Origin of the sequence: Neisseria sp. HMSC065C04 (assembly GCF_001815375.1) — a bacterium.
Lineage (GTDB): Bacteria > Pseudomonadota > Gammaproteobacteria > Burkholderiales > Neisseriaceae > Neisseria > Neisseria flavescens_D.
Genome location: NZ_KV820419.1, coordinates 309,025 through 335,294 on the forward strand (window position 1 = coordinate 309,025; position 26,270 = coordinate 335,294).

30 protein-coding genes, 3 tRNA genes and 1 pseudogene are annotated in these 26,270 nt (G+C 51.9%); 6 read left to right on the forward strand and 28 right to left on the reverse strand.

Going from position 1 to position 26,270, the window contains the following annotated elements; genetic code table 11:
- From HMPREF3022_RS11770 to HMPREF3022_RS08445, 23 genes and pseudogenes are all read right to left on the reverse strand, one after another.
- A pseudogene (locus HMPREF3022_RS11770) lies at positions 1–444 on the reverse strand (hypothetical protein); the annotation flags it as partial.
- A complete protein-coding gene (locus tag HMPREF3022_RS08335; RefSeq protein ID WP_070765445.1) occupies positions 444–950 on the reverse strand; it encodes a phage major tail tube protein in 507 nt (168 codons plus the stop codon). The pseudogene HMPREF3022_RS11770 and the gene HMPREF3022_RS08335, both read right to left, overlap by 1 nt.
- Positions 951–974: 24 nt before the next feature.
- A complete protein-coding gene (locus tag HMPREF3022_RS08340) occupies positions 975–2,177 on the reverse strand; it encodes a phage tail sheath subtilisin-like domain-containing protein (RefSeq protein ID WP_070765446.1) in 1,203 nt (400 codons plus the stop codon).
- Positions 2,178–2,270: 93 nt separating this feature from the next.
- The gene (locus HMPREF3022_RS08345) at positions 2,271–2,750 is read right to left on the reverse strand and encodes a hypothetical protein (RefSeq protein ID WP_070765447.1); all 480 of its coding nucleotides are present in this window, start codon (positions 2,748–2,750) and stop codon (positions 2,271–2,273) included.
- Positions 2,751–3,374, reverse strand: coding sequence for a hypothetical protein (locus HMPREF3022_RS08350; RefSeq protein WP_070765448.1), 624 nt, complete (start codon positions 3,372–3,374; stop codon positions 2,751–2,753).
- Positions 3,355–5,949, reverse strand: a complete 2,595-nt coding sequence (locus HMPREF3022_RS11920; RefSeq protein WP_083315836.1) for a phage tail-collar fiber domain-containing protein — start codon at positions 5,947–5,949, stop codon at positions 3,355–3,357. Before HMPREF3022_RS11920 ends, HMPREF3022_RS08350 begins: the two co-directional genes overlap by 20 nt.
- Positions 5,950–5,952: 3 nt before the next feature.
- Positions 5,953–6,573 (reverse strand): phage tail protein I, encoded by a 621-nt coding sequence (locus tag HMPREF3022_RS08365; protein WP_070765449.1) that lies wholly within the window; start codon positions 6,571–6,573, stop codon positions 5,953–5,955.
- On the reverse strand, positions 6,566–7,480 hold the full coding sequence (locus HMPREF3022_RS08370) for a baseplate assembly protein (RefSeq protein ID WP_070765450.1): 915 nt from the start codon (positions 7,478–7,480) through the stop codon (positions 6,566–6,568). Before HMPREF3022_RS08370 ends, HMPREF3022_RS08365 begins: the two co-directional genes overlap by 8 nt.
- Before the next feature lie 5 nt (positions 7,481–7,485).
- The gene (locus HMPREF3022_RS08375) at positions 7,486–7,818 is read right to left on the reverse strand and encodes a GPW/gp25 family protein (protein WP_070765451.1); all 333 of its coding nucleotides are present in this window, start codon (positions 7,816–7,818) and stop codon (positions 7,486–7,488) included.
- Positions 7,815–8,438: a phage baseplate assembly protein V gene (locus HMPREF3022_RS08380; protein ID WP_070765452.1), complete on the reverse strand. Its 624-nt coding sequence runs from the start codon at positions 8,436–8,438 to the stop codon at positions 7,815–7,817. Before HMPREF3022_RS08380 ends, HMPREF3022_RS08375 begins: the two co-directional genes overlap by 4 nt.
- 127 nt (positions 8,439–8,565) lie before the next feature.
- A complete protein-coding gene (locus HMPREF3022_RS08385; protein WP_070765453.1) occupies positions 8,566–9,237 on the reverse strand; it encodes a phage virion morphogenesis family protein in 672 nt (223 codons plus the stop codon).
- Complete coding sequence (locus HMPREF3022_RS08390) at positions 9,234–9,677, reverse strand: phage tail protein (protein WP_070765454.1); 444 nt, start codon at positions 9,675–9,677, stop codon at positions 9,234–9,236. Before HMPREF3022_RS08390 ends, HMPREF3022_RS08385 begins: the two co-directional genes overlap by 4 nt.
- Positions 9,649–9,879, reverse strand: a complete 231-nt coding sequence (locus tag HMPREF3022_RS08395) for a TraR/DksA C4-type zinc finger protein (RefSeq protein ID WP_070765455.1) — start codon at positions 9,877–9,879, stop codon at positions 9,649–9,651. The genes HMPREF3022_RS08390 and HMPREF3022_RS08395 overlap by 29 nt, the downstream gene beginning before the upstream one ends.
- A complete protein-coding gene (lysC, locus tag HMPREF3022_RS08400) occupies positions 9,876–10,127 on the reverse strand; it encodes an Rz1-like lysis system protein LysC (protein ID WP_070765456.1) in 252 nt (83 codons plus the stop codon). The genes HMPREF3022_RS08395 and lysC overlap by 4 nt, the downstream gene beginning before the upstream one ends.
- Positions 10,128–10,169: 42 nt before the next feature.
- Positions 10,170–10,478 carry a hypothetical protein gene (locus tag HMPREF3022_RS08405; protein WP_070765457.1) on the reverse strand — a complete coding sequence of 103 codons (309 nt, stop codon included), beginning with the start codon at positions 10,476–10,478 and terminating at the stop codon, positions 10,170–10,172.
- A gap of 10 nt (positions 10,479–10,488) precedes the next feature.
- Positions 10,489–10,980 carry a M15 family metallopeptidase gene (locus HMPREF3022_RS08410; protein WP_070765458.1) on the reverse strand — a complete coding sequence of 164 codons (492 nt, stop codon included), beginning with the start codon at positions 10,978–10,980 and terminating at the stop codon, positions 10,489–10,491.
- 13 nt (positions 10,981–10,993) lie between these two features.
- Complete coding sequence (locus tag HMPREF3022_RS08415; RefSeq protein WP_070765459.1) at positions 10,994–11,284, reverse strand: phage holin family protein; 291 nt, start codon at positions 11,282–11,284, stop codon at positions 10,994–10,996.
- The gene (locus HMPREF3022_RS08420; RefSeq protein ID WP_283119067.1) at positions 11,281–11,667 is read right to left on the reverse strand and encodes a putative holin; all 387 of its coding nucleotides are present in this window, start codon (positions 11,665–11,667) and stop codon (positions 11,281–11,283) included. The genes HMPREF3022_RS08415 and HMPREF3022_RS08420 overlap by 4 nt, the downstream gene beginning before the upstream one ends.
- Positions 11,668–11,672: 5 nt before the next feature.
- On the reverse strand, positions 11,673–11,891 hold the full coding sequence (locus HMPREF3022_RS08425) for a tail protein X (protein WP_070765461.1): 219 nt from the start codon (positions 11,889–11,891) through the stop codon (positions 11,673–11,675).
- A 12-nt stretch (positions 11,892–11,903) separates the two neighbouring features.
- Positions 11,904–12,380, reverse strand: a complete 477-nt coding sequence (locus HMPREF3022_RS08430; RefSeq protein WP_070765462.1) for a head completion/stabilization protein — start codon at positions 12,378–12,380, stop codon at positions 11,904–11,906.
- Positions 12,381–12,483: 103 nt separating this feature from the next.
- Complete coding sequence (gene gpM / locus HMPREF3022_RS08435; protein ID WP_070765463.1) at positions 12,484–13,140, reverse strand: phage terminase small subunit; 657 nt, start codon at positions 13,138–13,140, stop codon at positions 12,484–12,486.
- 46 nt (positions 13,141–13,186) lie between these two features.
- A complete protein-coding gene (locus HMPREF3022_RS08440; RefSeq protein WP_070765464.1) occupies positions 13,187–14,212 on the reverse strand; it encodes a P2 family phage major capsid protein in 1,026 nt (341 codons plus the stop codon).
- A gap of 46 nt (positions 14,213–14,258) precedes the next feature.
- Positions 14,259–15,134: a GPO family capsid scaffolding protein gene (locus HMPREF3022_RS08445; RefSeq protein ID WP_070765465.1), complete on the reverse strand. Its 876-nt coding sequence runs from the start codon at positions 15,132–15,134 to the stop codon at positions 14,259–14,261.
- A gap of 158 nt (positions 15,135–15,292) precedes the next feature.
- On the opposite strand from HMPREF3022_RS08445, the gene HMPREF3022_RS08450 reads away from it, so the two are divergent.
- Together HMPREF3022_RS08450 and HMPREF3022_RS08455 are read left to right on the forward strand one after the other, a co-directional pair.
- Positions 15,293–17,107, forward strand: coding sequence for a terminase large subunit domain-containing protein (locus HMPREF3022_RS08450; RefSeq protein WP_070765466.1), 1,815 nt, complete (start codon positions 15,293–15,295; stop codon positions 17,105–17,107).
- A gap of 15 nt (positions 17,108–17,122) precedes the next feature.
- Positions 17,123–18,130: a phage portal protein gene (locus HMPREF3022_RS08455; protein ID WP_070765467.1), complete on the forward strand. Its 1,008-nt coding sequence runs from the start codon at positions 17,123–17,125 to the stop codon at positions 18,128–18,130.
- A gap of 249 nt (positions 18,131–18,379) precedes the next feature.
- Here the strand turns inward: HMPREF3022_RS08455 and HMPREF3022_RS08460 are convergent, their stop codons facing one another.
- The 4 genes from HMPREF3022_RS08460 to HMPREF3022_RS08475 form a co-directional block, all read right to left on the reverse strand.
- A complete protein-coding gene (locus HMPREF3022_RS08460) occupies positions 18,380–19,606 on the reverse strand; it encodes a tyrosine-type recombinase/integrase (RefSeq protein WP_070765468.1) in 1,227 nt (408 codons plus the stop codon).
- A 173-nt stretch (positions 19,607–19,779) separates the two neighbouring features.
- A tRNA-Ser gene (locus HMPREF3022_RS08465) sits at positions 19,780–19,870 on the reverse strand.
- A 61-nt stretch (positions 19,871–19,931) separates the two neighbouring features.
- Positions 19,932–20,018: transfer RNA gene (locus HMPREF3022_RS08470), tRNA-Leu, on the reverse strand.
- Between the two features lie 38 nt (positions 20,019–20,056).
- Positions 20,057–20,143, reverse strand: a tRNA-Leu gene (locus HMPREF3022_RS08475).
- A gap of 79 nt (positions 20,144–20,222) precedes the next feature.
- On the opposite strand from HMPREF3022_RS08475, the gene rnr reads away from it, so the two are divergent.
- The 4 genes from rnr to recR all read left to right on the forward strand — a co-directional run bounded on the left by rnr (position 20,223) and on the right by recR (position 25,835).
- Positions 20,223–22,718: a ribonuclease R gene (gene rnr / locus HMPREF3022_RS08480; RefSeq protein WP_070765469.1), complete on the forward strand. Its 2,496-nt coding sequence runs from the start codon at positions 20,223–20,225 to the stop codon at positions 22,716–22,718.
- An 81-nt stretch (positions 22,719–22,799) separates the two neighbouring features.
- Entirely contained in the window at positions 22,800–23,147 is a 348-nt protein-coding gene (locus HMPREF3022_RS08485; RefSeq protein WP_070765470.1) for an ArsC family reductase, read from the forward strand.
- A 145-nt stretch (positions 23,148–23,292) separates the two neighbouring features.
- The gene (locus tag HMPREF3022_RS08490; protein WP_070765471.1) at positions 23,293–25,146 is read left to right on the forward strand and encodes a SurA N-terminal domain-containing protein; all 1,854 of its coding nucleotides are present in this window, start codon (positions 23,293–23,295) and stop codon (positions 25,144–25,146) included.
- A gap of 83 nt (positions 25,147–25,229) precedes the next feature.
- On the forward strand, positions 25,230–25,835 hold the full coding sequence (gene recR / locus HMPREF3022_RS08495; RefSeq protein ID WP_070765472.1) for a recombination mediator RecR: 606 nt from the start codon (positions 25,230–25,232) through the stop codon (positions 25,833–25,835).
- Positions 25,836–25,902: 67 nt separating this feature from the next.
- On the opposite strand, the gene HMPREF3022_RS08500 is transcribed toward recR, so the two are convergent.
- Positions 25,903–26,190: a hypothetical protein gene (locus HMPREF3022_RS08500; protein WP_070765473.1), complete on the reverse strand. Its 288-nt coding sequence runs from the start codon at positions 26,188–26,190 to the stop codon at positions 25,903–25,905.
- Positions 26,191–26,270 lie beyond the last annotated feature (80 nt).

Below are 26,270 nucleotides of genomic sequence, written 5' to 3' on the forward strand. Positions count from 1 at the left end.
AGTCAGCCGTTGCTTGATGTCGCTGTCGTCGTAGGCCGTCTGGCTTTGGTTGCCAGCCGTGCGGATGATGGCGGCTTCGGAAACGGCAACGCTGACGGCCTCTTCGTGGATTTCGCCGCCTTCGCCAGCGGTCACGGGCGTGATGCTCGGCGTGATGTGCAGTTGTCCGCGCAAATAGGTTTTGACGTACTGGCCGCTGATGGCGCGTAGGTCGTATTCGGCGGTTGTGTGCGTGATGGCGGCGGTCAGGGCGGAGGGAAACAGCAGGCTGACGATGTTGCCGTCAACGGTCAGCTCGGGCGTGATGGTTGCGCCGTCTGGAAATTTGACGGCCAGCGCAAAAGACAGGCCGTCGGTTTGCAACGGCTCGCCTGCTTCGTTGGTCAGGGCGACTTTGAATAAATAGGTGTCGCCCTGGTAGATGGCCAAATTCTTGGTTTTCATCACAAGCCCAAAGCGGCGCGCAGTCCTGCGCGTTCGTCTTGGCCGCCGAAAGCGGCTTTATTGCCGATGACGTCAATTTCGACGATGGGGCTGCCGTCCACGCTTTCTTTCCAATAGACAAGCTCGACGGTAAATTTATGCTCGCCGCCTTCGCCTTGTTTGTCGCTGCCGGGGTCGGCTTCGGTAATGCGGCCGCGCGCTTCGCCTTTGAGGACTTGGTATCCGGTGCCGTCTTCTTCTTGCAGCGCGCCTTGATAGCGCAGCAGCTTGCCGTCAATGCTGCTTGACATAGATTTGAGCATATCGGCGTCGTAGCCTTTGGATGTGATTTCCATCGTCAGCTTTTCAAAGCCGTGGACGACGGTCATCTCGGTCATCGCGCCGCCCGGCGTGTAGGTTTCGGTTTGGCGGCTGATTTTGGGACGCGTAATATCGACGACGACGCCGTATTGGTTCTCGCCATCGACGAATAAGTTAAAGCCTTTGAGGACTTTTGGCATTTTCATGGGGTGGGTTTCCTTTCAGACGGCCTAGACGGTGGTCGGTTTCAGTGTGTTCGCGAATGTGATGACCTTGTCAACCAAATTAACAAAGAAGGTGTCAGTGACGTGTTGGTTGAAAACCATGTTTTCCAATGGCGGCACCCATGTGAACTCGTAACTAATCGTGAATTGACCGGCTTGTACGGTTTCGGAGGTGTTGAGGGTTTTGTCGATAAACACGCGCGCGCCCAAGATGTAGCCTTTGTTAACGTACTGCGCCAATTTGGCGTTGATGGCCATGATGATGTCTTCCATCAGGCTTGGGTGCATCGGCTTGTCGAGCGCCCACATGAAGGCAGAAGCGATGGTCTCTTGGATGATTTGAGCGGTACGCGTGGCAACTTCAAAAGCCATCATGCTGTCGTTTGTGCAGGTGCGGTTGCCCCAAACACGGAAGCCGTCTTCGCGTATCAGGGTGGTGACGTCTTTGTTGTTTAGGGTGTTGGCGTCGCAGTTTTTGTCCAAAAGGTCGAAGCTGCGCGCGAATTTGAGGCCGGAGACGCCGTTGATTTCGGTATTGGAGATTGATTTGTGCCAGCCGACATTTTTGTCGAGTTTGGCACGCGCGCCCAAGACGCGCGCAATCGTTGCGGCGGTTTCGGTTTTCTTGGTGGTCTGGTCGAACGCCATAAATTCGTTGTCAATCAACATCAGCTCACGCTGGCCGAAGTTTTTGCGGTAATTGCCCACTTCCGTGATGTCGGGATTGCCGCCTGCGCTGCCGTAGGCAAAGGCGCGCGTCGCTTGGGCAACTCCAACCAATTCGGTCAAGACGTCTTGGCTGTCAAGCTCGGGGCAGCCCAAGATTTTCGGGGTATAGCCTGTCACTGCTTTGGCGCGGCGCAGGGCTTTGAGGCCGGTGTAGTTGCCGCCCTCGGCTGTGCCGATGACGTTGGCTTTTTGTTCTTCAGTATTTTTGCTTTCGGCAACGCGCACGATGACGACTTGCGCGTCGGCTTGGTCAACAATCGCGTCGAGGGATTTGGCGAGCGTGCCTTTTGTGCCTGCTTTTGCCAGCAGGTCGTAGGCTGATGTCGCAAAAATCGGCGTATTGAGCGGAAATACCTTTGCGTCTGCATCTTCGGCGGTACAAACCATGCCGATGATGGCTGTCGAGATGTCGCTGATACTGCGCACGCCTTCGGTGTATTCGTTGGCTGTGATGCCATGATGGCGGTTTGCTTCTGCCATTGGGGCTTCCTTTTTGATGGGTTAGTCGATTGATACACTATTAAAAATTAATCCCACGCGTGTGGCGAGCGCTTTGGATTTTTTGGGGATTTTTTAAAATTGTTCCTGCTTCATGGCGGCGGCAAGGTCTGACGGCGAATATTTGGACGGCTCGCCAAAGCCGATGACGGCCGCGCACCATTCGGAGCAAAACCATTTGTCCGGCGCTTGGCGGAATTTCAGGCGGCGGAAAACCGACTTGACGGCCAAAACGCCTGACAGGTCATATTTCTTGCCTTTGGTTTCGCGCCATAGTTTCATCGTGCGGCCGTAGGTCAGATTGGGCTTGGGCAGTTCAATCAAATCCCACTTGTCAGACGGTAGCTCCATGCGCTTGCAGCGGACGCCGCCGTCCCGATGGGACGAGGTGTAGCAGTCAAACTGACCGTCAGGCAGTCGGACGGCGATTTCGCAGTGCGAATATTCGCCGCGCGTCGCTTTGCGGATGGCCCAATCAGTCAAGCGGTAGATGATGTCTTTGGGCGATTTGATTTGTTTGCGGCCTTTGTACAATGCCAAATAAATTTTACTCATTCAGACGGCCTCCGGCAGCTTAAACTCGATTTTGATTTTGTCTAAGGCTGATTTGGTTTTGGCAGCCTCGATTTGGTCTTGGATCGCTTGGCGTTGACCGGCAACGATGGCAGACATGGCAGAATATGCCAGAGATTTTTTTAGAGCGGCGGCCTTGAGCTTGTCTTTGTCCAAGCCGCGCGCGGCGGCAATGCCGTCTAGGATTGGGGTAGTGGCTGATTTATCGGCCGCCCACGCCTGCGCCTCGGTTGACTGGAGCGGCCATGTAGCCAGCTCGAAATCGGGAACTTGGCTCGCGCCGGAGTGGGCGTCAACAAAGTTTTGGGCGGCGGCATTGAGGTTTGTCAGCATGGCATCTTTTAAATCTGCCAGATTTGCCGTTTCCAATGGGGTCAGGCTGACGCCGTCAGGCAGACTGCCGATTTCTTTCCATACTTTCTCGCCGTCTTTGCTAAAGACAACCGCGCCGCGATAATCTGGGAGGACTTCCCAGCTCTCGCCCGTCCATCTTGCCGCTTGGTTTTCTTGTAGTGTCGGCACTTCGGCTTCGATACTTTGACGGCCGTCGTCAAAATATTGCTCTTCCACAAAAAGTCCGTCTGAATCAATTACGCATCGTGTCATTTTTTAATTCCTTGTTTTCGTTTTCCAATTTTTCAACTTTCTCGGCCAGCTCTTGGATGGCTTTTGTCAAAACCGGGATAAAGGTCTCATATTCGATGGTGTAGGTGTCGTTCTTAATATTGACCATCGGCAGGCGGCCGTATTCTTGCTCCAGCTCGGCGATGTCCTGGGCAATAAACCAATGCTGCTGACGGTCTTCTTTGTGTCGTCCGTCTTTGGTTGGGTTTTTCCACCATGCGCGCACTTTGGCGGCGCGCTCTTCTTCTGGCAGGTCGTTGAAAAGCTCGTCAACGTAGGCATCACGGCGGTCGTAGTAGCCTGTTACCGGCTTCAATTTCATGACAAATTTCAGGCCGTCTGAAAGCGGTTTGATGTCTGTTTTGTCGCGGCCGTCAGAGCGTATGTTGACAGTGGTCGGGGCGTATAGGGTTTGCCCGGTTGTGCCGATTTGGATTTCATTGTCGCCGTTGATTCGCGCGCCGTAGCCGATAGCGATGGAGTTTGTGATTTTGTTTTTTAAAATATCGCCTTGAACATTTCGATATCCGGCACTATCGCCGATGGCAACGCATTTCTCACTACTCGCTGTCGGCATCGTCCAATACCCGATGGCGGTCGTTGATATATGACCACCAGTCCGCAATGATGATGCCCCAATGGCGGTTGATTTTTGATAATTTTCTCCCGATAACGCAGCATCTGCGCCGATGATGGTCGAATAACCTGCGGTGACTGCCTTATTCATGGCGTTCGTGCCGATGACTGTCAGCTCTTCGTTTAGGGTTGCTGATGAGGTATCAGAAAAAACGAACTTCAGCTCGGCAGAGCCGGAGGCAGTCAGCTCTTTTGAGCTGCGAATTGTCAGAGTATTGCCGCCAACCGATACTACTTTCACGGGTATAACGTCGTTTTGTAAGGTTTGCGCCGCTCCTGATGTCAGGCGAATGCCTACCCAATAGTTAACCTTAGCCCCACGAATATTATTAAATGTCAAGGTAATAGTATCCGCCGATTGTGTGTAACTGCCTGTTTCTGTGCCTGTCCAGACAACATTTCCGCCGTTTGGGGCGCGGTTTTGTTCGAGGCTTTCCATTGCGTTCGCGCCGATGACTGTCACTTTCTCGGCGGTTTTCATATTTCTTGCCGCGTTGCCGCCGATTGCGGTTTGAGCGGCGCGGCCTTGATATGTTTGCAAGACGGCCTCGCCGATTGCGATTGTTTTCGATGTTGGAGACGGCCAGAAAACTTCGATGTCGCCAGTCAAACCGACTGGGGCCGTCCCTGCCAGCGCGCCTGCGCCAAGTGCAATATTTGATGATCCCTCGCCCAAGCCTTGCCCGGCGTTGCGGCCGATGGAAACATTGGCAAAACCGCTTGTGATTCCTCGGCCGGCATTGCCGCCGATGCCGATGTTTCGCGTGCCTGCCATTTTTGACTGGTCGTACCATTCCGTCTCGGCCTGTACGTTGATTAGGCTGTCTGCGCCGATGGCGATGTTGTCGCGGCTGATGCGTGAAAAGCCCTGCGCGCGGTCGCCGATGGCGATGCCGGAAACGCATTTCTCGGTTTTTGCCATAGCGCCCTCGCCGATGACGATGATTCCTGCGCCTGTCCATTCGTTGGATTTGAGATTCGCTGCCGCGCCTGTGCCGCTAATAAATCGCCCGATGCCGCTGCGGATTGGTTGGTATGGCATATCAACGGTAGCGCCGTTGACGGTAAATTGGCCGTTGCCGTATTTGTTTTTTGTTTGATATTTTTTATTTGTGTCGATTTTTAAGCCTAAGCAATCAACAAACACGCCCAAAGCGGCGCGCTCGGCTGCTTCGATAGTTTCGGCGGCGTTGTTTTTTGATTCTGCATAGCCAAAATCGCGAATACTCAAGGCGGTGTATTGGCGCAGCCAGCGTGCGCCGGATTCGCCGACGATGACTGTGGCGGCGTTGTCGGCTAATGCTTGGTTGTCAGATTTGACAAACACGCCGCCGCCGCCGTTGATGCCGTCATGATAGTTTTCGACGATGACGACGGATGCGCCGGGCTTATTAAATTCGCGCAGGGCGGCGATGCTGGGGACGCGGTAGGCGACGTTGCCGAATTTTTTATTTACTGTTTGCTCCACAAATTCACGCGTCGCCAAAACGACAGCCGGGTCAACCTTGAGGCCGACGGCGTCGGTGTTGTCGATTTGGATGACCATTCGGATGATTTGCTGGCTTGCCGTGCCGCTGGAGAGGCGCGGCTTGTAGCTGTCGGCGATGCTGCCGATGGCGATCAGGTTGTTGTTGTTGTCAAAGAGGCCGACTTCGCGGATTGTAAAATCGCCTTCTTCTTCTGGGATGAGCAGCTCGGCGATGACTTGCTTTTGGTTATTTTCGTCAACCTCCAACATATTGAGGCTGGCGCGGTACACTTCGCGCGTCAGGGCGGTGGCGGTGGCTGACGGCGTGATGGGTTGGCCGCCGCCGTCGCCGACTGCCATTTGGCTTAAATTAACGACTGTACCCAGCGCGGTCGCTTTGGCGATGCGCGCGGCGCCGATGTTTGTGACTAGTGTGTAGTATTGTTGGCTCATGGTTTAAACCTTTGGATTAATTGTGATGACGTCGATTTGTTGTAATGCGGCTGCGGCGCGGCCTGCCGGTTTTAAATTAATTTGCGGCTTAATGTATGGGTAAATTGTCGTGCGCTGGCCGCTGATGGTAATGCCGCTGGCTTTGAGTTTTCCGTAGGTCATAACGCCGACTGTCAAGCCGCTTAAATGACGGCTTACCGGCTTGACCTTTTGGACGATACGCAGCATTTCCTGATAGTCGGCTTGGCTGATGGCTTCTTCTGCCATCAGGGTTAAGCCGAAACTGGCAGGCGAGCCGATGGGCTTGGTCTGAAACCATTCTGTTATTTTTGCGGTCACGCCGAAGGGCTTTAGGGCTTCTTCGATTGCGCCGTTCGTGCCTTTAAATTTATGGGTGCGGTAGGCTGATTTGATGACGTCGCGTTTGCGCTGCTCGTCCCATGTGTCATTCCAGTAGTCAACCGACAGCGCCCAGGCGAGATACGGCAGCAGATGCGCAGGGATTCGGTCGGGGTTCCATAGGTCGGAGACGACGGCGTAGGGGACGGGGTAGATTTCGGCTTCGCCGAATTTCTTCTCAAAAGCCGTCCGCGTTGATGGCTGGGCGGTTTGGTATTTATTCATTTTGGCCGCCGTAGTTGATATTTATTTGCGTACACAAGGCCGCCTGATATTGTGTGACCGGCAGGGCGGCGGCCGGCTGGCTGATGACGACGCTCTGCACGCCTTCGACGCGCAGGGCAGCGTAAATCATGGAGAGGTCAACGTCTCGGCCCAGCTTGAAATTTTCGGCGACGGCTTCGCGCATACGCGTGCGCGCGTTTTCAAAAATCGGCTCATAGTCGGGAGTGGGATAGACGATGATTTGGGCGTTGATTTGATACTCGATGATTTGCGCGGCTTTGACGGTCACGCGGTCGGCGGTCGGGCGGCGGTATTTAGCATTGACGGCCTCGGTCACGGCTTTGATGACGGCTTCAGACGGCACGCCGCCTGCTTGATTGGAGAGGACTACAATATCGACAACCGCGCCGCTCGGGCTGATGACGGCGATGTCGGCGACTTGGCCGTGCGCGGATTTGGCGTGTTGGTAATAAGATTCTTCGCTGCCTGCCGTGGTCAGGGTTTCAAACGCGCCTTGCACGCGGCGGCGCAGGGATTCGTCGGATTCTAAAACCTGCTGAATGGGCGGCTCGACGGTGTAGTCGGCCTCGGTAATAACGAGGCGCTGAATATCGACATTGGCGGCGAGCTGGTCCAAGTCGCTGCCTGTTGCATATGCCAGCATCAGCCCTTTGGCGCGCTCGTTGAAATCTTGGCGCATGAGCATTTCGGAATAGGCGCACTCTTCCAGCAATTTGACAACCGGCTCGGATTCCAGCTCCAAGACTTTGCGCCAATAGTCGCGCTCGGCCGCCGTTTGGTATTCTGCGATGAAACGCTCCTTGCGCGCGGCAAGGATTTTCTCGAAGTCAATCTCTTCGATGACGTCGGGGGCAGGGATTTTCGATAGGTCGGCAATTTGCGGCATTTTTTTTACTTTCTAATGCTGTATGTCTCAAGTGTGCCGGTCGAGATGTTGACGGCTTCGATGTTGATGATGACTTTTGCGTCGTTGGCGGCGGCTGCCGATACGGTGGCCGCCTGAATTTCAATGCGCGGCTCCCACTTTGCGAGGGCGGCGATGGCGGCCGCTTGGCATTGCAAGAGCAGGGCGGGGGTAATCGGTTGGTCTAATAATTCGGGCAACAGGCTGCCATATTCTTCGCGCATCAGGCGCGTGCCGATGCGCGTGAACAGAATGTTTTTTATTGACTGGCGGATGTGGTCGTAGAGGCCGATCTGACGGCCTGTTTCGCTGTTGGTCATTCGGGTTTGCCTGTCTTGCCGCCGCTGTCGCCGGTGTGAATGTGGGTATCGAGGACGATGCCGTTGGATTCGATTTTGCCGGAGTTGGTCAGCGTGCCTTCGTGGTTGATTGCGCCCTTAATGGTTGTTCCGCCGCCTTCGCCTTCGCCGCCGCTGCCGCTCATGCCTGACGTGTAGGTCAGCAGGCCGTTGCTTGTTGTCATTTTTTGGATGACGACGTTGCCAGTGATTAGGGTGTCTGGCGCGTCGATGGTCAGCTTGGCGACGGCTTTTAATGTCATTTGTCCTGCGCCGTGGTTGTAATTAATGATTGCGCCGTCGGGGAATTTGACGACGGTCTCGTCAGCCGATTGGGCAGGGCTTGGGAATGAGGCCGAGGCCATGCCGCACAAAACTAGGCCGTTGGCGGTCTCGCCGCTTGGCGACAAGATGATGCAGTTTTCGCCGACGCTCGGGGGGCGGTGTACGGATACGCCGCCTGCGAATGGGACGAAATAGGGCAGCCAGTCGCTCGTCAGCTCGCCATGTTGCACGCGTACCAATGCGCGCGCAGGGTCTGATTCGGCAATCACGCCCTGCTTGATGATGTTGGCGATTTTGCGGTTTAGTTCGGCAGTCATTTGGTTTGTCTCGCGTGCGGGGGAATGGGCATAGTTTGGCAACGGAAACGCGGATTTTCTATTTTTGGCGGTTTTGATGGATTTTTTTAAAAGAGAGGCCGTCTGACAACGGGTTCAGACGGCCTTTTTATTCGTGGGCTGCTATGTGGCTGATGACTAGATTCTCGATGATTTCGAGGTCGTCATCGCTGAAACCTAAGAGATGACGCTCTGGACGGCCGTCGTCGCCGTATTGGTGTGCGGCGGCGATGTAGGCGGTCAGGCCGCTGACGAATTTGATGGCGACGCCCATGCTGTCGATTTGTGAGCGCAGGTATTTTGCGCGGTGGATTTTGGTGAACATGCGCGTTTTCAGCCGCTCTTTGGTGGGCTTGCCGTCTAAGACGCGGATGTAGTCGCGGTTGAATTTTGACACGCCGCGTGTTTCCAATTCGTAGCCCCACTCGTATTGCGGATCGTAGGCCGCCGTATTTGCGCGCGATTTCTTGGCGGCAGATGCGGCGGTCTTGATGTTTTTAAATTGTCGGATTCGTCCGGCGTGTTTGCCGGAGAGATAGATAAAACGCTGGCCGACTTTGAGCCGCTCGCCGTCTTTGAGCTTTCGCCCTTCTTCGCCGTGTCCGGCGCGTGGCGTCATGGCGTTGCCTTCAGGCTCGACGTTGGCGCGGATGCGATGGCGGTTGGCTTTGAGGACGACTTTGCCAATGTCGCTTTTCAGGCGGCGCAGCTCTGCAGGGGAGAGTTTGGCAATGTATTCGTCGATGTTCTTGATGTAGAGATTTAAGGCGTCGGCGGTCATTTTCGGTCTGTTCCGATGCCCAGCGCGGTCATCAGGTCTGAATGGTTGGCGTTGCGCGGATGGCCGATGACGATGTTGCCTTGGTCGTCGGTCAGCACGGTGGTGCGCTCGGTCAGGTTTAACTCAATCAAAATGTCGCAGGTGTCGTTGCTCAAAAGCTCAACCTCGAAACTGTAATCTGTCGGCGTGGTTGCGCCTGGGCCGATGATTTGGGGGTTTTCTTCTTGCAGCCAGGCGATGACGACGGCGTTCAAGACGTCGATGTTTCCGGTAAAGTCGGTAATCATGACGCTCAACCGGTATTTTGTCTCATGGCTTAATGTGCCTTTTGAGGCGACGATTTGGCCGTTTGTTACAAACATCGTCAGCTTGTCGGGATTTTGGCGCAGCTCCGGCAGGTGCTTTTGGATTTCAGCGCGCAGTAAAGCTGGTTTTTCCATATTTTTCCTGTTCGCGTTGGCAGTCGATACAGAGGCGGCAGCCGGGGACGGCTTGGCGGCGCGCTTCGGGGATGGGTTCGCCGCATTCTTCGCACTCAAATGCGGATGGGTAGTTTTGCTCGGCGCGGTCGGCCTGGCGTGCGAGGGCGTGGGCGCGTTGCATTTCTTCCAACGCGCAGGCGCGGTCGATGTAGTCGGTCATTTCTCGGCCTCCGCGTCGGGGTTAAGGCAGGCGGCGAGGGTGTCGCGGTAGAGGCGGCATTGATTAAAGGCGGTCTTGTAGGCGGAAATGGTATAAACCAAGTCGGCATTGGTTTTTATTTCGGCCGGCGGATTGACGGTGCATTTCGGCACGGGTGGGCAGGTGTCGGCGGCTTGGATGGTCAGCGGTTCTTTAGCGGCACATGCGGTCAGGGCGGCGGCGAGTAAGATGGGGAGGATCGTTTTCATGGCTGCGCTTTCTAAGATAGGGCGTGTTGAACACGCCCTTTTTTATTTGATGGATTTGGCTAGGTCTTCGGGGACTGCTTGATTTGCCCAATCGTGATTTTTTTGGATGGCCGTCTGAATCTGCTCATTGTGTCCGGCGGCTTCGGCGGTCAGTCGGTCGAGCTGCTCTTGCAGGGTGCGGCTGCGCTGGTGGTAGAGATTCATGGCGGCTTCTTTTTTCTTGATGGTCTCGGCCTGCGTTTTGATTTCCTGTTCTTTTGCTTTGATGGTGCGGTTGGCTTTGAGCAGGCCGTTCATCAATAGGGCGCAGGCAAGGAATAGGGCGATGCAGAATGAAATAACGGTTTTCATAGCGCGTCCTTTAGGAAAGCTCGAAATGTGGGCCATCGATAAACGCGCGTTTACCGGCGGCGCGGCGTTCGGCGACGTAGTCGGCGACAAGTTGGGTTGTCGGCTTGGTGGTGTCGTTGAGGGTTTCCCAGCAGCCGCCCCAACGGACGCGGATGTTTAATTCTTTGGCGGCGGCGCGCATGGCTTCTGCGATGGGGTAAAAGTTTTCCCATGCCCATGAAATCTCTTTTGTGCCGTTGCCGTCGAAGTCGCCCCACGGAATGAGGTCGGAGGCGTGGCCGTAGCCGTCTGTTTGTTTCAGGTGTTTGCTGTTGAGGGTACGGCTTGCACCGGCGGCGACAAGTCGCTTTTGTCGGTCGAGTGTGCGCAGCCCTTCGTTTACGCTGAAATCTTGGCTGGTCAGCTCAATCGCGCGCTGGATGACTTTAACGAGGTTTGGATGGACGCCGTTTAATTTTGACAGGCTGGTTTTTCCCAGGGTGTAGGTTTGTTTTTCAGTCATTTGTGAGGCTTTCTTATGGGTTGGTTTGATGTTTGGTCGAGGTCGGCAAAATACTGTTGACGTTGCCGCCGTGCCAAATTAATGCTCCGGTATGGAGGGCTAATCCGAAAATCAGCCCCCACACGGCGACGGAGTAGAGTTTGAAAATCACGGCTATCATCAGCCCGATCATCCAGGCGAATTTGAGCCAGGCAATAAAACAAATGAGGGGCTTGTGGGTGCGGCCGCGCGTATCGAAAAACAGGATGCGCCATGCTCCGGCAGCAGTCAGGGAGATGATGGCGGCGGCTTGCATTGGGGTCATTCGCTCTCTCCTTTCTTTTGGTTGGGTTGGCTTTTAATCTTGGCTGTGCCGACAAAGTCGATCAGGCGGTTGACGATGACGACGACGAGGGCGGAAAACAGGGCGGCGCCCAAAAATTCGTTAAATTTCAGCGGCGGCGCATCGGGTCGGATGATGCTTAATACCCAGTTGAAAATCCCTGCGGCGGTTTCGCCTCCAAAGATGCCGCTGAAAAAGGAAACGGCGAAGAGCCAAGCCTTAGTCAGTGGACTGTGTTGGTTTTGGCTCAAAATAAACAGGCTGGCGCCGACGGCTGCGCCGAAGGCAACAGAGGCGGCCATGTGATAACTGCCGATGACGATGACGGCAGCGTTGATGGCGGTGGTGGTTTTGGTTTCGTTCACGTTTTCTAATCCCATAAATTAATAGTTTTGATTGTTTGGTTTTGTTCGATTTTTGGCATGACGATGGTCAGCCCGGCTGGCAGTTGCACGGCTTGGCGGCTTAGTTTTGGATTGGCAGCGAGGATTTGCTCAACCATGCCGCTGGATTTGCCGTAATACTCGTAGGCGATGCGGCTAATGGTGTCGCCGTCGCGCGTGATGATTGTGTTGTTTTGGGTGTGCATTTCAGACGGCCTTTAGATTAGCTCGCAATCGATGCGCGGCTTTTTGAGCAGCTCGGCGATGGCGTGATGACCTTCGCGGCGGTAGTCTTCGGCGGTCTCTTGTTTGGCGTCGCTGCGCGCGGCTGTTTTGCCGGTACTGTCGTAGTCGTTGTAGATCTCTAGGAGCAGGGCTTTGGTGTAGCTGTACACGGCGCGGCGGTAGCGGATGTTGGCGAGCGGCTCGCCGTTGATTCGGCGTGGGTCGGTTTGGCTGATGTGTTGCGCCAATGGGACGATGGCGATGATGTCTTTGAGCTGGTCGTTGACGTAGGCGACAGCGTTGATGGCGGTGTCGAAGAGGCGGTCTGGCGTGATGGTGGTGTCGATGCGCATGTCGCGGCGCAGTTCGTCCAGGTCGATGACCGGCCAAAAGTCGCCGCTGTCGATGTGTTGTTTGTCGATGGTTTGTGTGTTGGCTGGGGCGGCGGTATTAAAGTTAAATCCGGTCATTTCAGACGGCCTTTTTTATTGGGGTATGGCAGGGGCGGCGGCGCAGGCTGGAAGGGATTGGGCTTGCAGACAGGCCGCCGTCTGCCATACGGCGGGGGAGCTTTTATTTTTCGAGCTGTTTTTTCAGGGCGTCGATGCGTTTTTTGACGCCGCTGCGCGCGTTGTAGGCGTAGGCTTGCTCGTAGAGGGCAAGGGCGTGTTCGTCTTCGCCTTGCTCTTCGGCGCGCTCGCCTGCGGCTTTGAGCAATTTGGCGCGGATTTGGTCGGGCATGTTGTTGATGTGCAGGCCGTTGTCTGCTTTGGCTGTGACCCAGTCAATCAGGGTTTGCAGGTTGGGCAGGCTGATGTCGCTTCCTGCGCTGATTTGTTCGGCCATTTGCTCGATGATGATTTCGGGCATGGTGCGGCTGTATTCGTCGGTCGAGGCCATTTGTGTCTCGATGGCGAGCTGCGCCAACGGCATGGCGGCATCGAGCGCGCCTGTGTCAATCATCCAAACCAAGAGCGTCGGGGTCACTTGGTCGTCTTCGGCGGCGCGGCCGGTATCGATGACGCCTTGAATCCAGTCGGAATAATTGGGAATCATGGCGGCTTTGGCGATGATTTTGTCTTGGATGGAATCGATATTTTTTAAAATCGCTTTGTCGTCTTTGAGGCTTTTGTAGAGGCGCTGATAGACGGTCAGGGCGTTGATGTCGATGCTGTCCGTCGAGGCGGCAGCGGCAATGCTTTGGTCAAAGTGTTGGCGAATGAGGGTCATTTCAGACGGCCTTTCTTTTTGTCTTCGGGGCTTGCGCCCCCTGTTTTTATTCGGTGTATTTCAGGTTTTCAATCAAGACGGCCGCGCCGTATTCTTCGACGATGAAGTCGATGTTTTTTGATTGCAGGCTTTCAAGCTGGTCTTTTCGTGGGTTGTCCACGATTAACCGGCGCTCGCCGCTGATTTGGTAGTAAATCGACAGATTCGATACTGGGGTAATCAGCAGGGTGTTCTGCGGCATATTGGGGACGTACATAACCGGCAGGCCGCCCAGTGTGCGCTCTTTGTTCAGACGGCCGCCTGCTTCGATTTCGGTGGCGGTGTCGCCTGATTTGTTGACAATGCGCAGGTATTTGTCGCCGACGGTACGGCGGCTGGCCAAGACAACAAAGTCGGAGCGGTCGGCGAAGCGTTCGTCCATGATGTTGAGCGCGTCAGTGACGACGGCATCGAGGTTTTTGTAATTGGTTGCGCCGGGGCCGTATGGGACGGCTGTGACCGATGTGCCTGCCGTGCCGATGCAGCGTGCTTTGTTTTCCTCGCGCATTTTTTGCAGCCAGCCTTTGGCAACGTCTTGCAGCATTGGGTTGGCGGAGGCGTCGGAATCATCGGCGCGGCTGGTGCCGTTCATGCCGATGGTGACCAAAGACAGGGCGATGGATTCGGCGATTTTTTTGTTGATGTGTTTCGGGAAATCGGTCAGGTGCGCCCATTGGTCGATTTCGTCATAGCGCAGGGCGGCGTCGAAGTTGGTTTTTTCGAGCGAGTATTTGCGTCCGCTCAAGTTGTGGATTGGCTTCGGTTTGCGTTCTTTGCCTGCGCCGGTGGTGTCGGTATTGCTGCCGATCAGGCCGGATGAGAGGCCGATGACTTCGCCGACTTTTTCAGTTTTCGGGCGCAGGTTGATTTTTTGCAGCAGTTCGGTGTTTTGTGCGATTTCGTCGTACATGGTCTGCACGGCGGTCGGGGCGATGGTGTAGCCGTTGCTGACTTGCTCTTTGCTGATGCCTTGGGCGGCGGCAACTTCGGAAATCATCGCGGCGATGGCGAGACTTAATTTAGTTTGGTTCATGATGCGCTTTCTGTGGTATTGGGGGGATGGGTGGATTTCGGTTTGCTTACCAAACGATGCGGTCGGCAGTTTGGCTGCCGCTGTGTTCTTGGCGGTGGCCGGTGTATGGGCTGGCTTCGATGTCGGCTTTGAATTTGTCAAACTCGGTGCGCAGGGCGTTGTATTCGGTTTGCTGGGCTTCGATTTTTTCGTCCAGTTTTTCGATTAATTGGGCGGCTTTGCCGAAACCGTTCCAGCCATCTTGCTTGAATTGCTGGCCGTCTTTTGGCTCGCTTGGCTGCTCCGGATTGATGGCCGTGGTTTCGGTCTGCTCCGGTTCTTTTTTGCCGAAGTATTTGGCAAACAGGCGGCTAAAAACGCTTTCTGCGTGTTCTTCGGTCATCGGTTTGTCGGTGGTAGCGGCTTGGTTGCTGTCTTGGTTGTTGTCTTGAGGCTTGGTCATGGCGGTTTCCTGCGTTTCGGTTTGTCGGTAGGCGGTAAAGATTTTTTCTTCGGCCTTGGTCTTGGCGGCGGTGTAGTTTGCGGTCGTTCCAAGGCTGGCCGGGGTGTCGGTAATGGCGAGGCCTGTCAGGTAGGCTTTTTTGGTATCGGCAAAGCGTGGCGTAATCTCCATGCTTGTGTAGATTTTTTGGCCGCTGTCCCAAAGTTTTTGGAGGCTTTCGGTAATATTCAGCTTGGCCAGCAGGGCGGTTTTGGTTTCGTCTTTTGCCCACGGCTCGGCTTTAAGCTCAATCACGTCGCCATAGCCGCCTGCGAAATCGGGGAACAGAAAATTCATGTGTTCTAAATTAATGCGCGCGCCGTAGATTTCGGGGTCGTATTGGTCGGCCATTTCTTGCAGCTCTTTGGCTGAAATGGTGCGGCCGTCTGCGGTTTCTCCGCTGACGCCGATTACGCGCCAATCGGTTTTTTTATAGGTCATAGGTGGATGTCTCGCGTGTGGATGGGCATAGTTTGGCAAGCGTTAAGCTCTTTATCTATGCTTTGCGATTTTTGAGGATTTTTTTAAAAGGCGTTTGGGTTTAAGGCGGTCTGAAAATCATTGATTGTTTGGTTTTCAGACTTTTTTATTTTTGAGAGATGACAAAAGAATCGTTAATCAAACCAAATGTCGATCCGCGCTTGATGGCGCGTGAGCTTTATTGGCAGGGCTGGCGGATTTCGGAGATTGCCCGACATCTTGGTCTTAAGGCTCCGGCGGTTTACTCGTGGAAAAGCCGCGATAATTGGGACGGCGGCAGTCCGGCGGTGCGCGTGGCTGCGTCTGCGGAAATGCGGCTGCATGTTTTGATTGCGCAGCCGAAGAAATCGGACGCGGACTATAAGGAAATGCGGCAGCTTTTTGCGCTGGTATCTGGCGGAAAAAAATCCGATGCGCGTCAGCCTGATTTAAATGAGGTCGAGCAGGCGGCCGCGCCTGTGGTTTCAGACGGCCTGCCCTGGGATGTGCCGACTATCGACAAGCCGCCGCGTGAGCGTCGGGAGCGTGAGAATGTGCGCGCGGCAACGAAGCCTGCGCCGAATAGTTTCACGGCAGAGCAGGTCTTGCGCTTGCAGGAAATCTTCAGGGAGCAGATGTTTGAGTATCAGCGGATTTGGTACGACCAAAAGGTACGTTTCCGCAATCTGCTCAAAAGTCGTCAGATCGGGGCGACGTTCTTTTTTGCGCGTGAGGCATTGGTTGACGCGTTGACGACTGGAAAAAATAAGGTGTTTCTGTCTGCGTCTAAGGCGCAGGCGTTTCAGTTTAAGCAGTATCAGATTGATATGGCGCAGATGGTCGGCGTTGAGTTGAAAGGCGCGGATATTCGTTTGGGCAATGGCGCGGTCTTGTATTTCTTGGGGACTAATTCGCGCACGGCTCAAGGCCGTCATGGCGACTTGTATGTTGACGAGTATTTCTGGATTCCCGATTTCAAGGAATTGACGCGCCTGGCGAAGCCGATGGCCTCTCAAAGACAGTATCGAATTACTTATTTTTCCACGCCGTCGGCTGTTTCCCATCCGGCTTATTCGTTTTGGAATGGGGAGCAGTTCAATGAGGGGCGCGAAAAATCGGAGCATATTAAATTAGATGTCAGCCATTCTGCTTTGGTTGATGGTCGCGCCTGCGAAGATGGGCAATGGCGCCAGATTGTGACGCTCGACGATGCGGAGCGTCGAGGCTGTAATTTGTTTGACCGCCAGCAGCTCCTGCTTGAAAACTCGCCGGCGGAATTTCGTCAGCTCTTTATGTGTGAGTTTGTCGAGGACGGCGACAATGTCTTTGACTTCACGGCATTGCAACGCTGCGCGGTCGATTCGTGGGACGAGTGGGCGGATTTTTATAAACCGTTCGCGGCGCGGCCTGTTGGAAATTTGCCTGTTTGGTTGGGCTATGACCCGGCCGATTCAGGCGATGCGGCGGCTTTTGTGGCTGTCGTGCCGCCTCGCTTTGCTGGCGATAAGTTCCGAATTGTTGAGCGTCAGATGTTGCATGGCAATGATTTTCAGAGCCAGGCGGCCTTTATTAAAAAGGCTTTCGAGCGGTACAACGTGCAAAAGGTTGTCATCGATAAAACTGGATTGGGCGCGGCAGTCTTCCAGATTGTGCAGGGATTTTATCCGCCTGTTGTCGGGGTTCAGTATTCGATGCAGGAGAAATATCTGATGATTAATAAGATGCACGCGCTCATGCGTGAGCGTCGCGTTGAGTGGGAGCTGGATTGGAAGGATTTCACGGCGGCTTTTATGAGTATCCGCACGGCTGTGACCGGCAGCGGACGCAATGTGACTTATGTCAGCGGTCGGACGAAAGAGTTGAGCCATGCGGATGTCGCGTGGGCGGCGTTGCAGGTATTCTACCAAGAGCCGCTCGACGGCTCGGCGGCGCGTGGTTCGGTTGATGTTTTTTAATGAGAGGGTTTTATTATGAGTAATGAGATTCTGAAAGAGGGTCAGTTTGACTGTGATGTCTTTTCTTTTGAGGACTACCAAGACGTTTACAGTCTTTTCGACTTTATCGGCTGCGTTGACAATGGGACGTGGTACGATCCGCCTGTCAATTTGTATGATGTCGAGCGTCTGCTGACCAAGGGGCTGCACCATGCTTCGGCGCTGCTTGCCAAGCTGAATATTTTGAAAGTCACTTTCAAGCCGACGGAGTTTTTGAGCCGCTCGGAATTTGAAAAGCTGGCTTTTAATTATTTGGTTTTGGGCAATGGCTATCTTGAGATGCAGCGCAATCGCTTGGGCAAGGTGGTCGGGATGAAAAGCCGCTTGGCTTTGTACATGCGCCGCGCGTCCAATTTAAAAGACTTTGTCTATTTGCGGAATAATTTTTTACAGTTGGACTATGAAGAAATCAAAGGCAGCGATGTGATTCATATCATGCAGCCGAATCTGAAACAGGAAATCTATGGCGTGCCTTATTATTTGGCGGCAATGGATTCGATTGATTTAAATTCGGCGGCTACAAAATTCCGCGTCCGCTATTATAAGAATGGTTCACATGCCGGCTTTATTCTTTACTCGACTGACACTCAAATCGACGAGAAGGGCTGGGATGCGGTCAAGTCGCAGCTCCGTCAGTCAAAAGGCGACGGCAATTTTAAAAATGTTTTGCTGCGCGCGCCGGGCGGAAATCCTGACGGCATTAAACTGATTCCCATCGCGGAGGTCGCGGCGAAGGACGAGTTTCTCAATATCAAGGCTGTCAGCGCGGAAGATATGATGGCGATTCATCGCGTACCGCCTGCGTTGATGGGGATTGTGCCTAAGTCTGCCGGTGGTCTTGGCGACGCGATGACCGTGGCAAAAGTGTTTGCAACCAATGAGGTCAAGCCGTTGCAGCAAAGTTTTATTGACGTCAATGAGCGGATCGGGCTTAAAGTTTTTGACTTCGACAGCTATCAGGTTGAGGAGCCAACGCCGAAATAAAATCAAACCAAAAAGCAAAGCTGAATCCAAAAAAAATGGATTCAGCTTTTTTTATTTTTGGAAATTTTGACCGGCCGCGGAGCGGCTCGCCGCGCACTGCCCTCCGCGCCTCCGCATTAAAAAAATCCTCTGCATTTTTATGCAGTCGGGCGAAATACTCAAAGTCTTATATTCAGGCGGCCTCTGGCATATTTTTTATTACGCGTTTTTTATGCGTTTTTACGCAAAATTCCGCGTTTTCTGTCTAAATTATTCGCCCGCTTTTCGGCGGCGGTATTTTTCGCGTAATGCCATCACATCACGGCCGAATAATTCCAATGCTTCTCGGCGTTCTTCGAGTAATTCGGAGCGGTCATAGGCGCGCTCGGTTTTGTCTGCAATGCCGTGAGAAAGCAATAATTCCCCCACATCGCGGCGGATTTTGTGTTTTTCTCGGAGATATGTTCGGGCAAGGCTTCGGAGGCCGTGGGCGGTCGTGTCTAGTTTCATTTTCCGCCGCAGTTTCAGACGGACGGTTTCACGGTCGAGCGATTTTTTAAATCCGCTTCCTTCAAATAAATAAATTCCGTTGACGTTGAGTTTGATCGCCTCGTTATAAATTTTCAGCAGAGCCGATGATAACGGCACGATGTGCGGCCGCGTCTTCATCCGCTCAAGTGGGATTTCCCATGTTTTCTGCTCAAGGTTAATTTCTTTGAGTAGCGTCCCAGCGGCTTCAGACGGCCGCGTCATGCTTAGGAGTTGCCAATAAATCAGCAGGCGCGCACGGTCGCCGATACCGTCGGCGGTTTCTAGCTTTTCGATTAGTACCGGCAGCTCGTCATATTTCAAAGACTTAAAGTGTCGTTCTTTGGGTTTGTCAAAAACCTGCTTTCCGATAACGGTCACGGGGTTGCTTCTTAGCGTTCCGTCGGCGACATAGTAGTCAAACATCAAATTTAAATTTCCTTTGACGCGTCGCAGATATTCCAACACGCCGCGCGCTTCCATTTTGCGGAGCATTTCTACAATCTCGGCCGTCTCGATTGTTCGGATGTCCCGGCCTTTAAAAACTGGTATCGCGTTCAGTTCTAGCGCCGACAATACGGCTTTGGCATAACGCGGCGCTTTTCCGTTGCCATCTTTGCCGCCCGATCTAGCCCAGCGGTCATACCAAACCGCCAAACAATTCTCGAAGCGATATTTCGCGGCTACATCATCAGATATTATTTTGGGGTCTTTCCCTTCGCCAATTTTTTTTAATATCTCTTCTCGCCATTGTCTGGCATCTGCAAGCCCAAATTTAGGAAAAAGTCCCAGTGTCAGAGTGTCTGCCTTGCCATCGGTAGGGCGGCGGTATTGGAGCCGCCATGACTTTTTGCCCGATGGTAGCACCCAAAGAGCAAGGCCGCCGCCGTCAGGTAGCTTGTACATTTTGTCTTTTGCTCTCGCAGCTTTGACTTGTGCCAGCGTCAACGGGGTCACGATTTTTGGCATTTTTTAATCCGTTTTTGGTCGATACCAAATAAAATACCACAAAAAAACAAAAAAGATTTAAACCTTTTTAAAAGCGTTTGATATGCTTAGACAAACAAAAGCCCCTTAAATTCTTAATATTTAAGGGGCTTTTTCTGTTTTTGAAAAGTTCGTAAAACTTTTAAAAGTATCTATGGCAGAGAGGAAGGGATTCGAACCCTCGATACGCTATTCACGTATACACGCTTTCCAGGCGTGCGACTTAAACCACTCATCCACCTCTCTGTGGACTATTATCCTGACTTGTTATCAGAATAATGTAAAACTTGACTGATTGATTTATCAGTGGTGCCCAGGAGAAGACTCGAACTTCCACACCCGTGAGGATACTAGCACCTGAAGCTAGCGCGTCTACCAATTCCGCCACCTGGGCAATTTAAATTTTCTTAAGCAAAGAAGCACCAAATTATTTGGTGCCCAGGAGAAGACTCGAACTTCCACGCCCGTGAGGACACTAGCACCTGAAGCTAGCGCGTCTACCAATTCCGCCACCTGGGCTTTGCTTTATTCTTCAATTTAAGGTAGAGTTGACTACCTGAACTGCGAAGAAGCAGCTATTATATATTTTAAAAAAAGAATGTCAACTATCAAAATGAACAAAAATACTAAATCTTTAAATTTACGAGAAAAAGACCCATATTTGGAGCGGGAGAAACAACGTTACGCTCATCCGTTGCCCAGCCGTGAATGGGTTATTGAATTATTGGAACAAAAAGGTGTGCCGACAAAAATTGAAGCTTTGGCACATGAATTGTCGATTGCAGAAGATGAATATGAATTCTTCGAGCGCCGTCTGAAAGCGATGGCGCGCGATGGTCAGGTGTTGATCAATCGACGTGGTGCGGTATGTGCGGCAGAAAAATTGGCATTGGTTAAATGCCGTGTCGAAGCGCATAAAGACGGCTTTGGTTTTGCCGTGCCGCTAACGCCGACAGGCGAGGGCGATTTCGTTTTGTATGAGCGTCAGATGCGCGGCGTGATGCACGGGGATATTGTTACCGTTCGTCCTGCCGGTATCGACCGCAGAGGCCGTCGTGAAGGTACGGTTTTAGATGTGGTGGAGCGTGCGCAGTCTAAAGTGGTCGGCCGTTTTTATATGGATCGCGGTGTGGCTATTTTAGAGGCAGAAGACAAGCGTTTGAGTCAAAGTATCGTGTTAGAGCCTGAAAGCGTGGCGCAATTTAAACCGCAATCCGGTCAAGTGATTGTGGCTGAAATTGAGACGTATCCTGAAGCGCATCGTCCTGCAGTGGCTAAGCTGATTGAAGTGTTGGGCGATTATGCCGACAGCGGTATGGAAATCGAAATCGCTGTACGCAAGCACCATTTGCCTCATCAATTCAGCGAAGCATGTGTCAAAGCTGCGAAGAAAATTCCCGATCATGTGCGTAAAACCGACTTGAAAGGGCGCGTGGACTTACGTGATTTGCCTCTGGTAACCATTGACGGTGAAACTGCGCGGGACTTTGACGATGCGGTTTTTGCTGAAAAAGTCGGCCACAATTACCGTTTGGTGGTGGCGATTGCCGATGTCAGCCATTATGTCCGTCCTGATAACGGAATTGATGTAGATGCTCAGGAACGCAGTACCAGCGTGTATTTCCCACGCCGTGTGATTCCGATGCTGCCGGAGAAGTTGTCCAACGGTATCTGCTCGCTCAATCCTGATGTCGAACGCCTGTGTATGGTGTGCGATATGGTGATTACCTATGCCGGCAATATCAAGGAATACCGTTTCTATCCGGCAGTAATGCGTTCGCATGCGCGACTGACTTATAATCAAGTTTGGGATTGGATTTCAGACGGCCGGGATCATCCGTTTAAACCGCAAATCGATACTCTGTATAAGTTATTTAAAATCTTGCAGAAAAAACGTTTTGAGCGTGGCGCGGTTGAGTTTGAGAGCGTTGAGACTCAGATGGTTTTTGACGACAACGGTAAAATCGACAAGATTGTTCCCGTTGTCCGCAATGATGCGCACAAGCTGATTGAAGAATGTATGTTGGCGGCGAATGTTTGCGCGGCAGAATTTTTGTTGAAAAACAAACATACGACTTTATTCCGCAATCACTTGGGCCCGACTCCTGAAAAACTGGCTACTTTACGCGAGCAGCTTGGTTTGCTGGGGCTGAGTTTGGGTGGCAGCGATAATCCGACGCCGAAAGACTATGCTGCGCTTGCCGAGCAATTCAAAAACCGTCCGGACGCGGAGTTGTTGCAAGTGATGATGTTGCGTTCTATGCAGCAGGCGGTTTATGAGTCTCATTGCGACGGTCACTTTGGTCTGGCTTATAGCGCATATGCACACTTTACTTCTCCTATCCGTCGTTATCCCGATTTGACGGTACATCGTGCCATTAAGGCTGTGTTGAACGGACAAACTTACCAGCCCAATAAAACCTGGCAGGCTTTGGGCGTGCATACTTCTTTCTGCGAGCGCCGAGCCGATGATGCCAGCCGTGATGTGGAAAACTGGCTGAAAACTTATTATATGCGCGACAAAGTCGGCGAAGTTTTCAGTGGCAAGATTTCGGGTATGACCAGCTTCGGTATTTTTGTAACCTTGGACGATATTCATATCGACGGCTTGGTTCATATCAGCGATTTAGGTGAAGATTATTTCAACTTCCGTCCTGAAATTATGGCGATTGAGGGCGAACGCAGCGGTGTCCGTTTCAACATGGGCGATACGGTCACTGTGAAAGTCGCTCGTGCCGATTTGGATACCAGTAAGATTGATTTGACCTTAGTCAGCGGCGGTTCAGTCGGTAAGAAACGTGGCAGTAGAAAAGCAAAACCTGTGAGCAAGCCGATAGCTGCTGACAAACCTGTCGAAAAGCGTAAGCGTAAACTTTCGGCTAAAGAAATTGATGAAGCGTTGGCCGCTCCTGTGAAGGCAAAGAAGAGCAAGGTGAAAAGTAAACCTGCCTCCAAGCCGGCCAAGCCAAGCAAACCTAAAGCGGCAAGCAAGAAAAAAGCGCAGGCGAAAACAGCTTCCGTCAAAGCCGGAGGTAAAAATAATGCTCAAGGCAAAAGTGTGAAGATTAAAGTGAAGAAAGCTGCTAAGAAATAAGTGGCATTCAATTCAGGCCGTCTGAAAAGTTTCAGACGGCCTGAATTTGTGATTTTATGAATAACACCAAGGATAAATAAGATGATAAAACTATACGGTATTCCCAATTGCGATACGGTTAAAAAAGCGCGCAGTTGGTTGGCGGAAAACGGTATCGAGTTTGAGTTTGTAGATTTTAAGAAAAACGCCCCGACTGCTGAATTGATTAATGGCTGGTTGGAGCAGGCAGCTTTGGAAATTTTGCTCAATAAAAGAGGTACGACTTGGCGCAAGTTGGATAAAGGTGCACAAGAATCTGCCGCTACAAAAGAAGGGGCGATTGCTTTGATGGTGGAAAATCCCAGCATCATCAAGCGGCCTGTGTTGGTCAAAGAAGGACAGGTTCATGTCGGATTTTCAGTAGAAGCGTATCAGGAAATGTTCGGATAAGGTATTTTTAGGTTTTTAGGCCGTCTGAAAAAGCAAGCCTCGAAAAAATACGTTACAATACGCGCTCTGAGCCTGTTTTCAGGATTTTAAGATTTTTGCGGCAGCATTTTCCGGCTGCTGCGCCAAACTTTTCTTTCGGATAAATATGTTCCATATTGTTGAAAAATATAAAACACCCGCCCAGATTGTTTTAGGTATCATCGGTCTGACCTTTATCGGATTCGGTGCCAATAACTTGTCTTCGCCGGGTTCTGATTACATTGTCAAAGTCGGGGATGAGAAGGTCAGCGAACACGCTTTACAGATTACGATACAAAACGAGCAGGCTGCCGGCAATAATGCGCCTTCGCGTGATGCGGTATTCCAATCGTTATTGCAACGTGCTTATCTGAAGCAAGGTGCCAAGCTGATGGGCATCGCTGTGTCTCAGGAACAAATCAAGCAAGTTATCGTGGATGATCCGAATTTCCATGATGCTTCCGGTAAATTCAGCCAGGATTTGCTCAAGAAATATTTGGATCAACGCAGGATGACCGAGGATCAGTTCGTTGAAGATATCCGCGAACAGTTCCAATTGCAAAATCTGTTGAATTTGGTGCAAAACGGCGCTTTGGTCAGCGATGCGCAAGCGCGTCAGTTGATTAACCTGACTCAAGCTACGCGTACCATCCGTTCATTTACGTTCAGCCCTGAAGCATTTGCGGCACAAGTAAAAGTAGATGATGCGGCTTTGCAAAAGTATTATGAAGCGCATAAGAAAGATTACTTGATTCCTCAAGCCGTTAAGCTGGAATATGTGGCTTTGAACATCAAAGATTTAGCTGACAAGCAAACTGTCAGTGCGGAAGAAGTACAAAAAGCTTATGACAGCAAAAGTGTAGATTTGTCGCCGAGAGCCGAAATTGCGCATATTTTCATTCCGGTTATGCCTAACGGAGATGAAGCAAGCAATGCGGAAATTAAAGCCGAAGTGGACAAAATGGCTGCTGAGCTCAAAGCGCACCCAGATGCTTTTGCTGAGCTGGCGGCCAAGTACTCCAAAGACTTGTCCAGCAGCAACAAAGGCGGCAATTTGGGATATCTAAGCAAAAGCGGCGGCAGCGGCTTTGGACCTGAATTCGATAAAGCGGCATTTGCATTGGGCAAAGGCGAAGTCAGCGATACCGTTAAATCATCTTTGGGTTATCACGTCATCAAAGTTTTGAATGTCGAAGCTGAGCCGACTTTGGAACAAGCCAAAGCTCGTATCGAAACAGCCTTGAAGCTGAAAAAAGCAGCTTCTGCCTTTAATGCCGCTAAAGAAAAACTGGGTGAAGATACCTTCAATGATCCATCTTCTTTGGCAAAAGCAGCCGCCAATTCAGGTTTGAAAGTAGAAAGCCTGGATGAATGGGTGACCAAAGCAGGAGCTAAGGAAGCCGGCTTGCCTGAAGCATTGATTAATGCCGCGTTTAGTGATGATGTACTGAAGAAAAAACACAATTCTGAAGTGATCGCCATTAACAACGATACCGTTTGGGTCATTCGTGCGAAAGAAGTGCGCGAAGAGAAAATTGCACCATTTGCAGAAGTCAAAGACAATGTCCGTGCAGCATATCAGCGCTCTGAAGCCGCCAAACTGGCAGAGAAAAAAGCCCAGGAAACTTTGGCTGCATTGAAAGCCGGTAAAGCTGCCGATGTTCAATGGTCGCCTGTTTCTCAATTGAGCGCGCAAGATGCACGTAAAACCATGTCTCCGGAGGCTTATGCGGCTTTGCTGAAAGCGCGTCCTGTCGGTGGTAAACCTGCGTACGCATTGTTGGAAGGTATGCCTGCACCAGTGATTATGGAAGTTCAGAGCGTTTCTGCTCCTGAAAATGCCGATTCACAGATTCCGGCTGCTAAACAGGCTTTGGTTCAGCAGCTTTCTGCCAATGTTTTCGATGCCTTGCTCCAGTATTTGGGTAAGAAAATCGATCGTACGCAAGGTGCACAACAAGTTAATAATGCTGCCGAATAAGCAGAAATATTAGAGTAGGGCAGCCGGATGAATTCCGGCTGTTTTCTTATTTTTAGCTATCTTTTTAAAGGCCGTCTGAAATCATGAGTAAAAATCCTGATGCCTTTGTCCGTTTGATTAATGCATTAAAAATCCTGTCTAATGTCGGCCCGAAATCCGCACAACGCATGGCTTACCAGCTTTTACAGTACAAACGCGAAGAAGCGCAGGAGTTGGTAGATGCTTTGCAGTTTGCCTTGAGGCAGGTGCAGCATTGTCGGATGTGTAATACATTTTGCGAAGGCGATTTATGTGAAATTTGCGCCGACGAAAAACGCGAGAAAAGCCGCTTGATGATTGTGCATATGCCGGCAGATGTTTCCAGTATGGAGGCGGCCAATTGTCATGATGGCCTGTATTTTGTTCTGATGGGGCAAGTCAGTCCGGCGCAGGGCATGGATATTTCGGCAGTGGCATTAGATAAGCTGGTTGCCCGTTTGCAGGCGAGTGATATTGAGGAAATTATCATTGCAACCAACTTCACAGCCGAAGGCGACGCGACAGCATATGTATTGGCGGAATTGTTTAAAAATCTTCCTTATAAAGTCAGCCGGTTGGCAAGGGGAATCCCTTTGGGCGGCGAGATGGAATATGTAGATGCCGGTACTTTGGCTCAGGCTGTTTACGATAGAAGGAATATCCAATCTTAAATGGCAATGCAATATGAAAAGGCCGTCTGAAAGTCTTTCAGACGGCCTTTTCATTGATTAAATCAGATTATTTGCAACTGACGCCTTGAATTTGAGGCGTATCGCCGTTGCCGACTTTGAATGCGCATTTGGTTGCGCTGCTGCCGGATACGGTCACAACACCGTTTCCGCTGTTGAGGCTGACAGGTTCTTTTACGCCCATGCCGACAGCAGTGGTTGCCAGTTTTTGAACATCGGCGTCGGAGTAAGCGGTATTGTTTGAACTGATTTTGATTTCTTTGGCGGCATATGCATTGAAGCTGAATGACAAACCTACAGCTACGGATACGAGGGCCAAGAATTTTTTGCTGTTCATTAGTGTATTTCCTTTTTGATGGTGACAAAGTGTGTCACAGCTTCAGAATAAGGGCGATTGGCCGATTGTGCAAGTTTTTC

Bases quoted from the DNA above. Each gene is read 5' to 3' on its own strand.
- HMPREF3022_RS08455 (WP_070765467.1), top strand. From the start codon at position 17,123: ATGAGTAATGAGATTCTGAAAGAGGGTCAGTTTGACTGTGATGTCTTT.
- HMPREF3022_RS08440 (WP_070765464.1), bottom strand. From the start codon at position 14,212: ATGAACCAAACTAAATTAAGTCTCGCCATCGCCGCGATGATTTCCGAA.
- HMPREF3022_RS08385 (WP_070765453.1), bottom strand. From the start codon at position 9,237: ATGACCGCCGACGCCTTAAATCTCTACATCAAGAACATCGACGAATAC.
- rnr (WP_070765469.1), top strand. From the start codon at position 20,223: ATGTCAACTATCAAAATGAACAAAAATACTAAATCTTTAAATTTACGA.
- HMPREF3022_RS08460 (WP_070765468.1), bottom strand. From the start codon at position 19,606: ATGCCAAAAATCGTGACCCCGTTGACGCTGGCACAAGTCAAAGCTGCG.
- HMPREF3022_RS08500 (WP_070765473.1), bottom strand. From the start codon at position 26,190: ATGAACAGCAAAAAATTCTTGGCCCTCGTATCCGTAGCTGTAGGTTTG.
- HMPREF3022_RS08335 (WP_070765445.1), bottom strand. From the start codon at position 950: ATGAAAATGCCAAAAGTCCTCAAAGGCTTTAACTTATTCGTCGATGGC.
- HMPREF3022_RS08445 (WP_070765465.1), bottom strand. From the start codon at position 15,134: ATGACCTATAAAAAAACCGATTGGCGCGTAATCGGCGTCAGCGGAGAA.
- HMPREF3022_RS08375 (WP_070765451.1), bottom strand. From the start codon at position 7,818: ATGACCAACAGCGAAACAGGCCGTCAGATCGGCCTCTACGACCACATC.
- HMPREF3022_RS08340 (WP_070765446.1), bottom strand. From the start codon at position 2,177: ATGGCAGAAGCAAACCGCCATCATGGCATCACAGCCAACGAATACACC.
- recR (WP_070765472.1), top strand. From the start codon at position 25,230: ATGAGTAAAAATCCTGATGCCTTTGTCCGTTTGATTAATGCATTAAAA.
- lysC (WP_070765456.1), bottom strand. From the start codon at position 10,127: ATGAAAACGATCCTCCCCATCTTACTCGCCGCCGCCCTGACCGCATGT.
- HMPREF3022_RS11920 (WP_083315836.1), bottom strand. From the start codon at position 5,949: ATGAGCCAACAATACTACACACTAGTCACAAACATCGGCGCCGCGCGC.
- HMPREF3022_RS08450 (WP_070765466.1), top strand. From the start codon at position 15,293: ATGACAAAAGAATCGTTAATCAAACCAAATGTCGATCCGCGCTTGATG.
- HMPREF3022_RS08410 (WP_070765458.1), bottom strand. From the start codon at position 10,980: ATGACTGAAAAACAAACCTACACCCTGGGAAAAACCAGCCTGTCAAAA.
- gpM (WP_070765463.1), bottom strand. From the start codon at position 13,140: ATGACCCTCATTCGCCAACACTTTGACCAAAGCATTGCCGCTGCCGCC.
- HMPREF3022_RS08485 (WP_070765470.1), top strand. From the start codon at position 22,800: ATGATAAAACTATACGGTATTCCCAATTGCGATACGGTTAAAAAAGCG.
- HMPREF3022_RS08390 (WP_070765454.1), bottom strand. From the start codon at position 9,677: ATGGAAAAACCAGCTTTACTGCGCGCTGAAATCCAAAAGCACCTGCCG.
- HMPREF3022_RS08370 (WP_070765450.1), bottom strand. From the start codon at position 7,480: ATGCCGCAAATTGCCGACCTATCGAAAATCCCTGCCCCCGACGTCATC.
- HMPREF3022_RS08425 (WP_070765461.1), bottom strand. From the start codon at position 11,891: ATGCACACCCAAAACAACACAATCATCACGCGCGACGGCGACACCATT.
- HMPREF3022_RS08490 (WP_070765471.1), top strand. From the start codon at position 23,293: ATGTTCCATATTGTTGAAAAATATAAAACACCCGCCCAGATTGTTTTA.
- HMPREF3022_RS08430 (WP_070765462.1), bottom strand. From the start codon at position 12,380: ATGACCGGATTTAACTTTAATACCGCCGCCCCAGCCAACACACAAACC.
- HMPREF3022_RS08350 (WP_070765448.1), bottom strand. From the start codon at position 3,374: ATGACACGATGCGTAATTGATTCAGACGGACTTTTTGTGGAAGAGCAA.
- HMPREF3022_RS08365 (WP_070765449.1), bottom strand. From the start codon at position 6,573: ATGAATAAATACCAAACCGCCCAGCCATCAACGCGGACGGCTTTTGAG.
- HMPREF3022_RS08405 (WP_070765457.1), bottom strand. From the start codon at position 10,478: ATGAAAACCGTTATTTCATTCTGCATCGCCCTATTCCTTGCCTGCGCC.
- HMPREF3022_RS08345 (WP_070765447.1), bottom strand. From the start codon at position 2,750: ATGAGTAAAATTTATTTGGCATTGTACAAAGGCCGCAAACAAATCAAA.
- HMPREF3022_RS08395 (WP_070765455.1), bottom strand. From the start codon at position 9,879: ATGACCGACTACATCGACCGCGCCTGCGCGTTGGAAGAAATGCAACGC.
- HMPREF3022_RS08380 (WP_070765452.1), bottom strand. From the start codon at position 8,438: ATGACTGCCGAACTAAACCGCAAAATCGCCAACATCATCAAGCAGGGC.
- HMPREF3022_RS08415 (WP_070765459.1), bottom strand. From the start codon at position 11,284: ATGACCCCAATGCAAGCCGCCGCCATCATCTCCCTGACTGCTGCCGGA.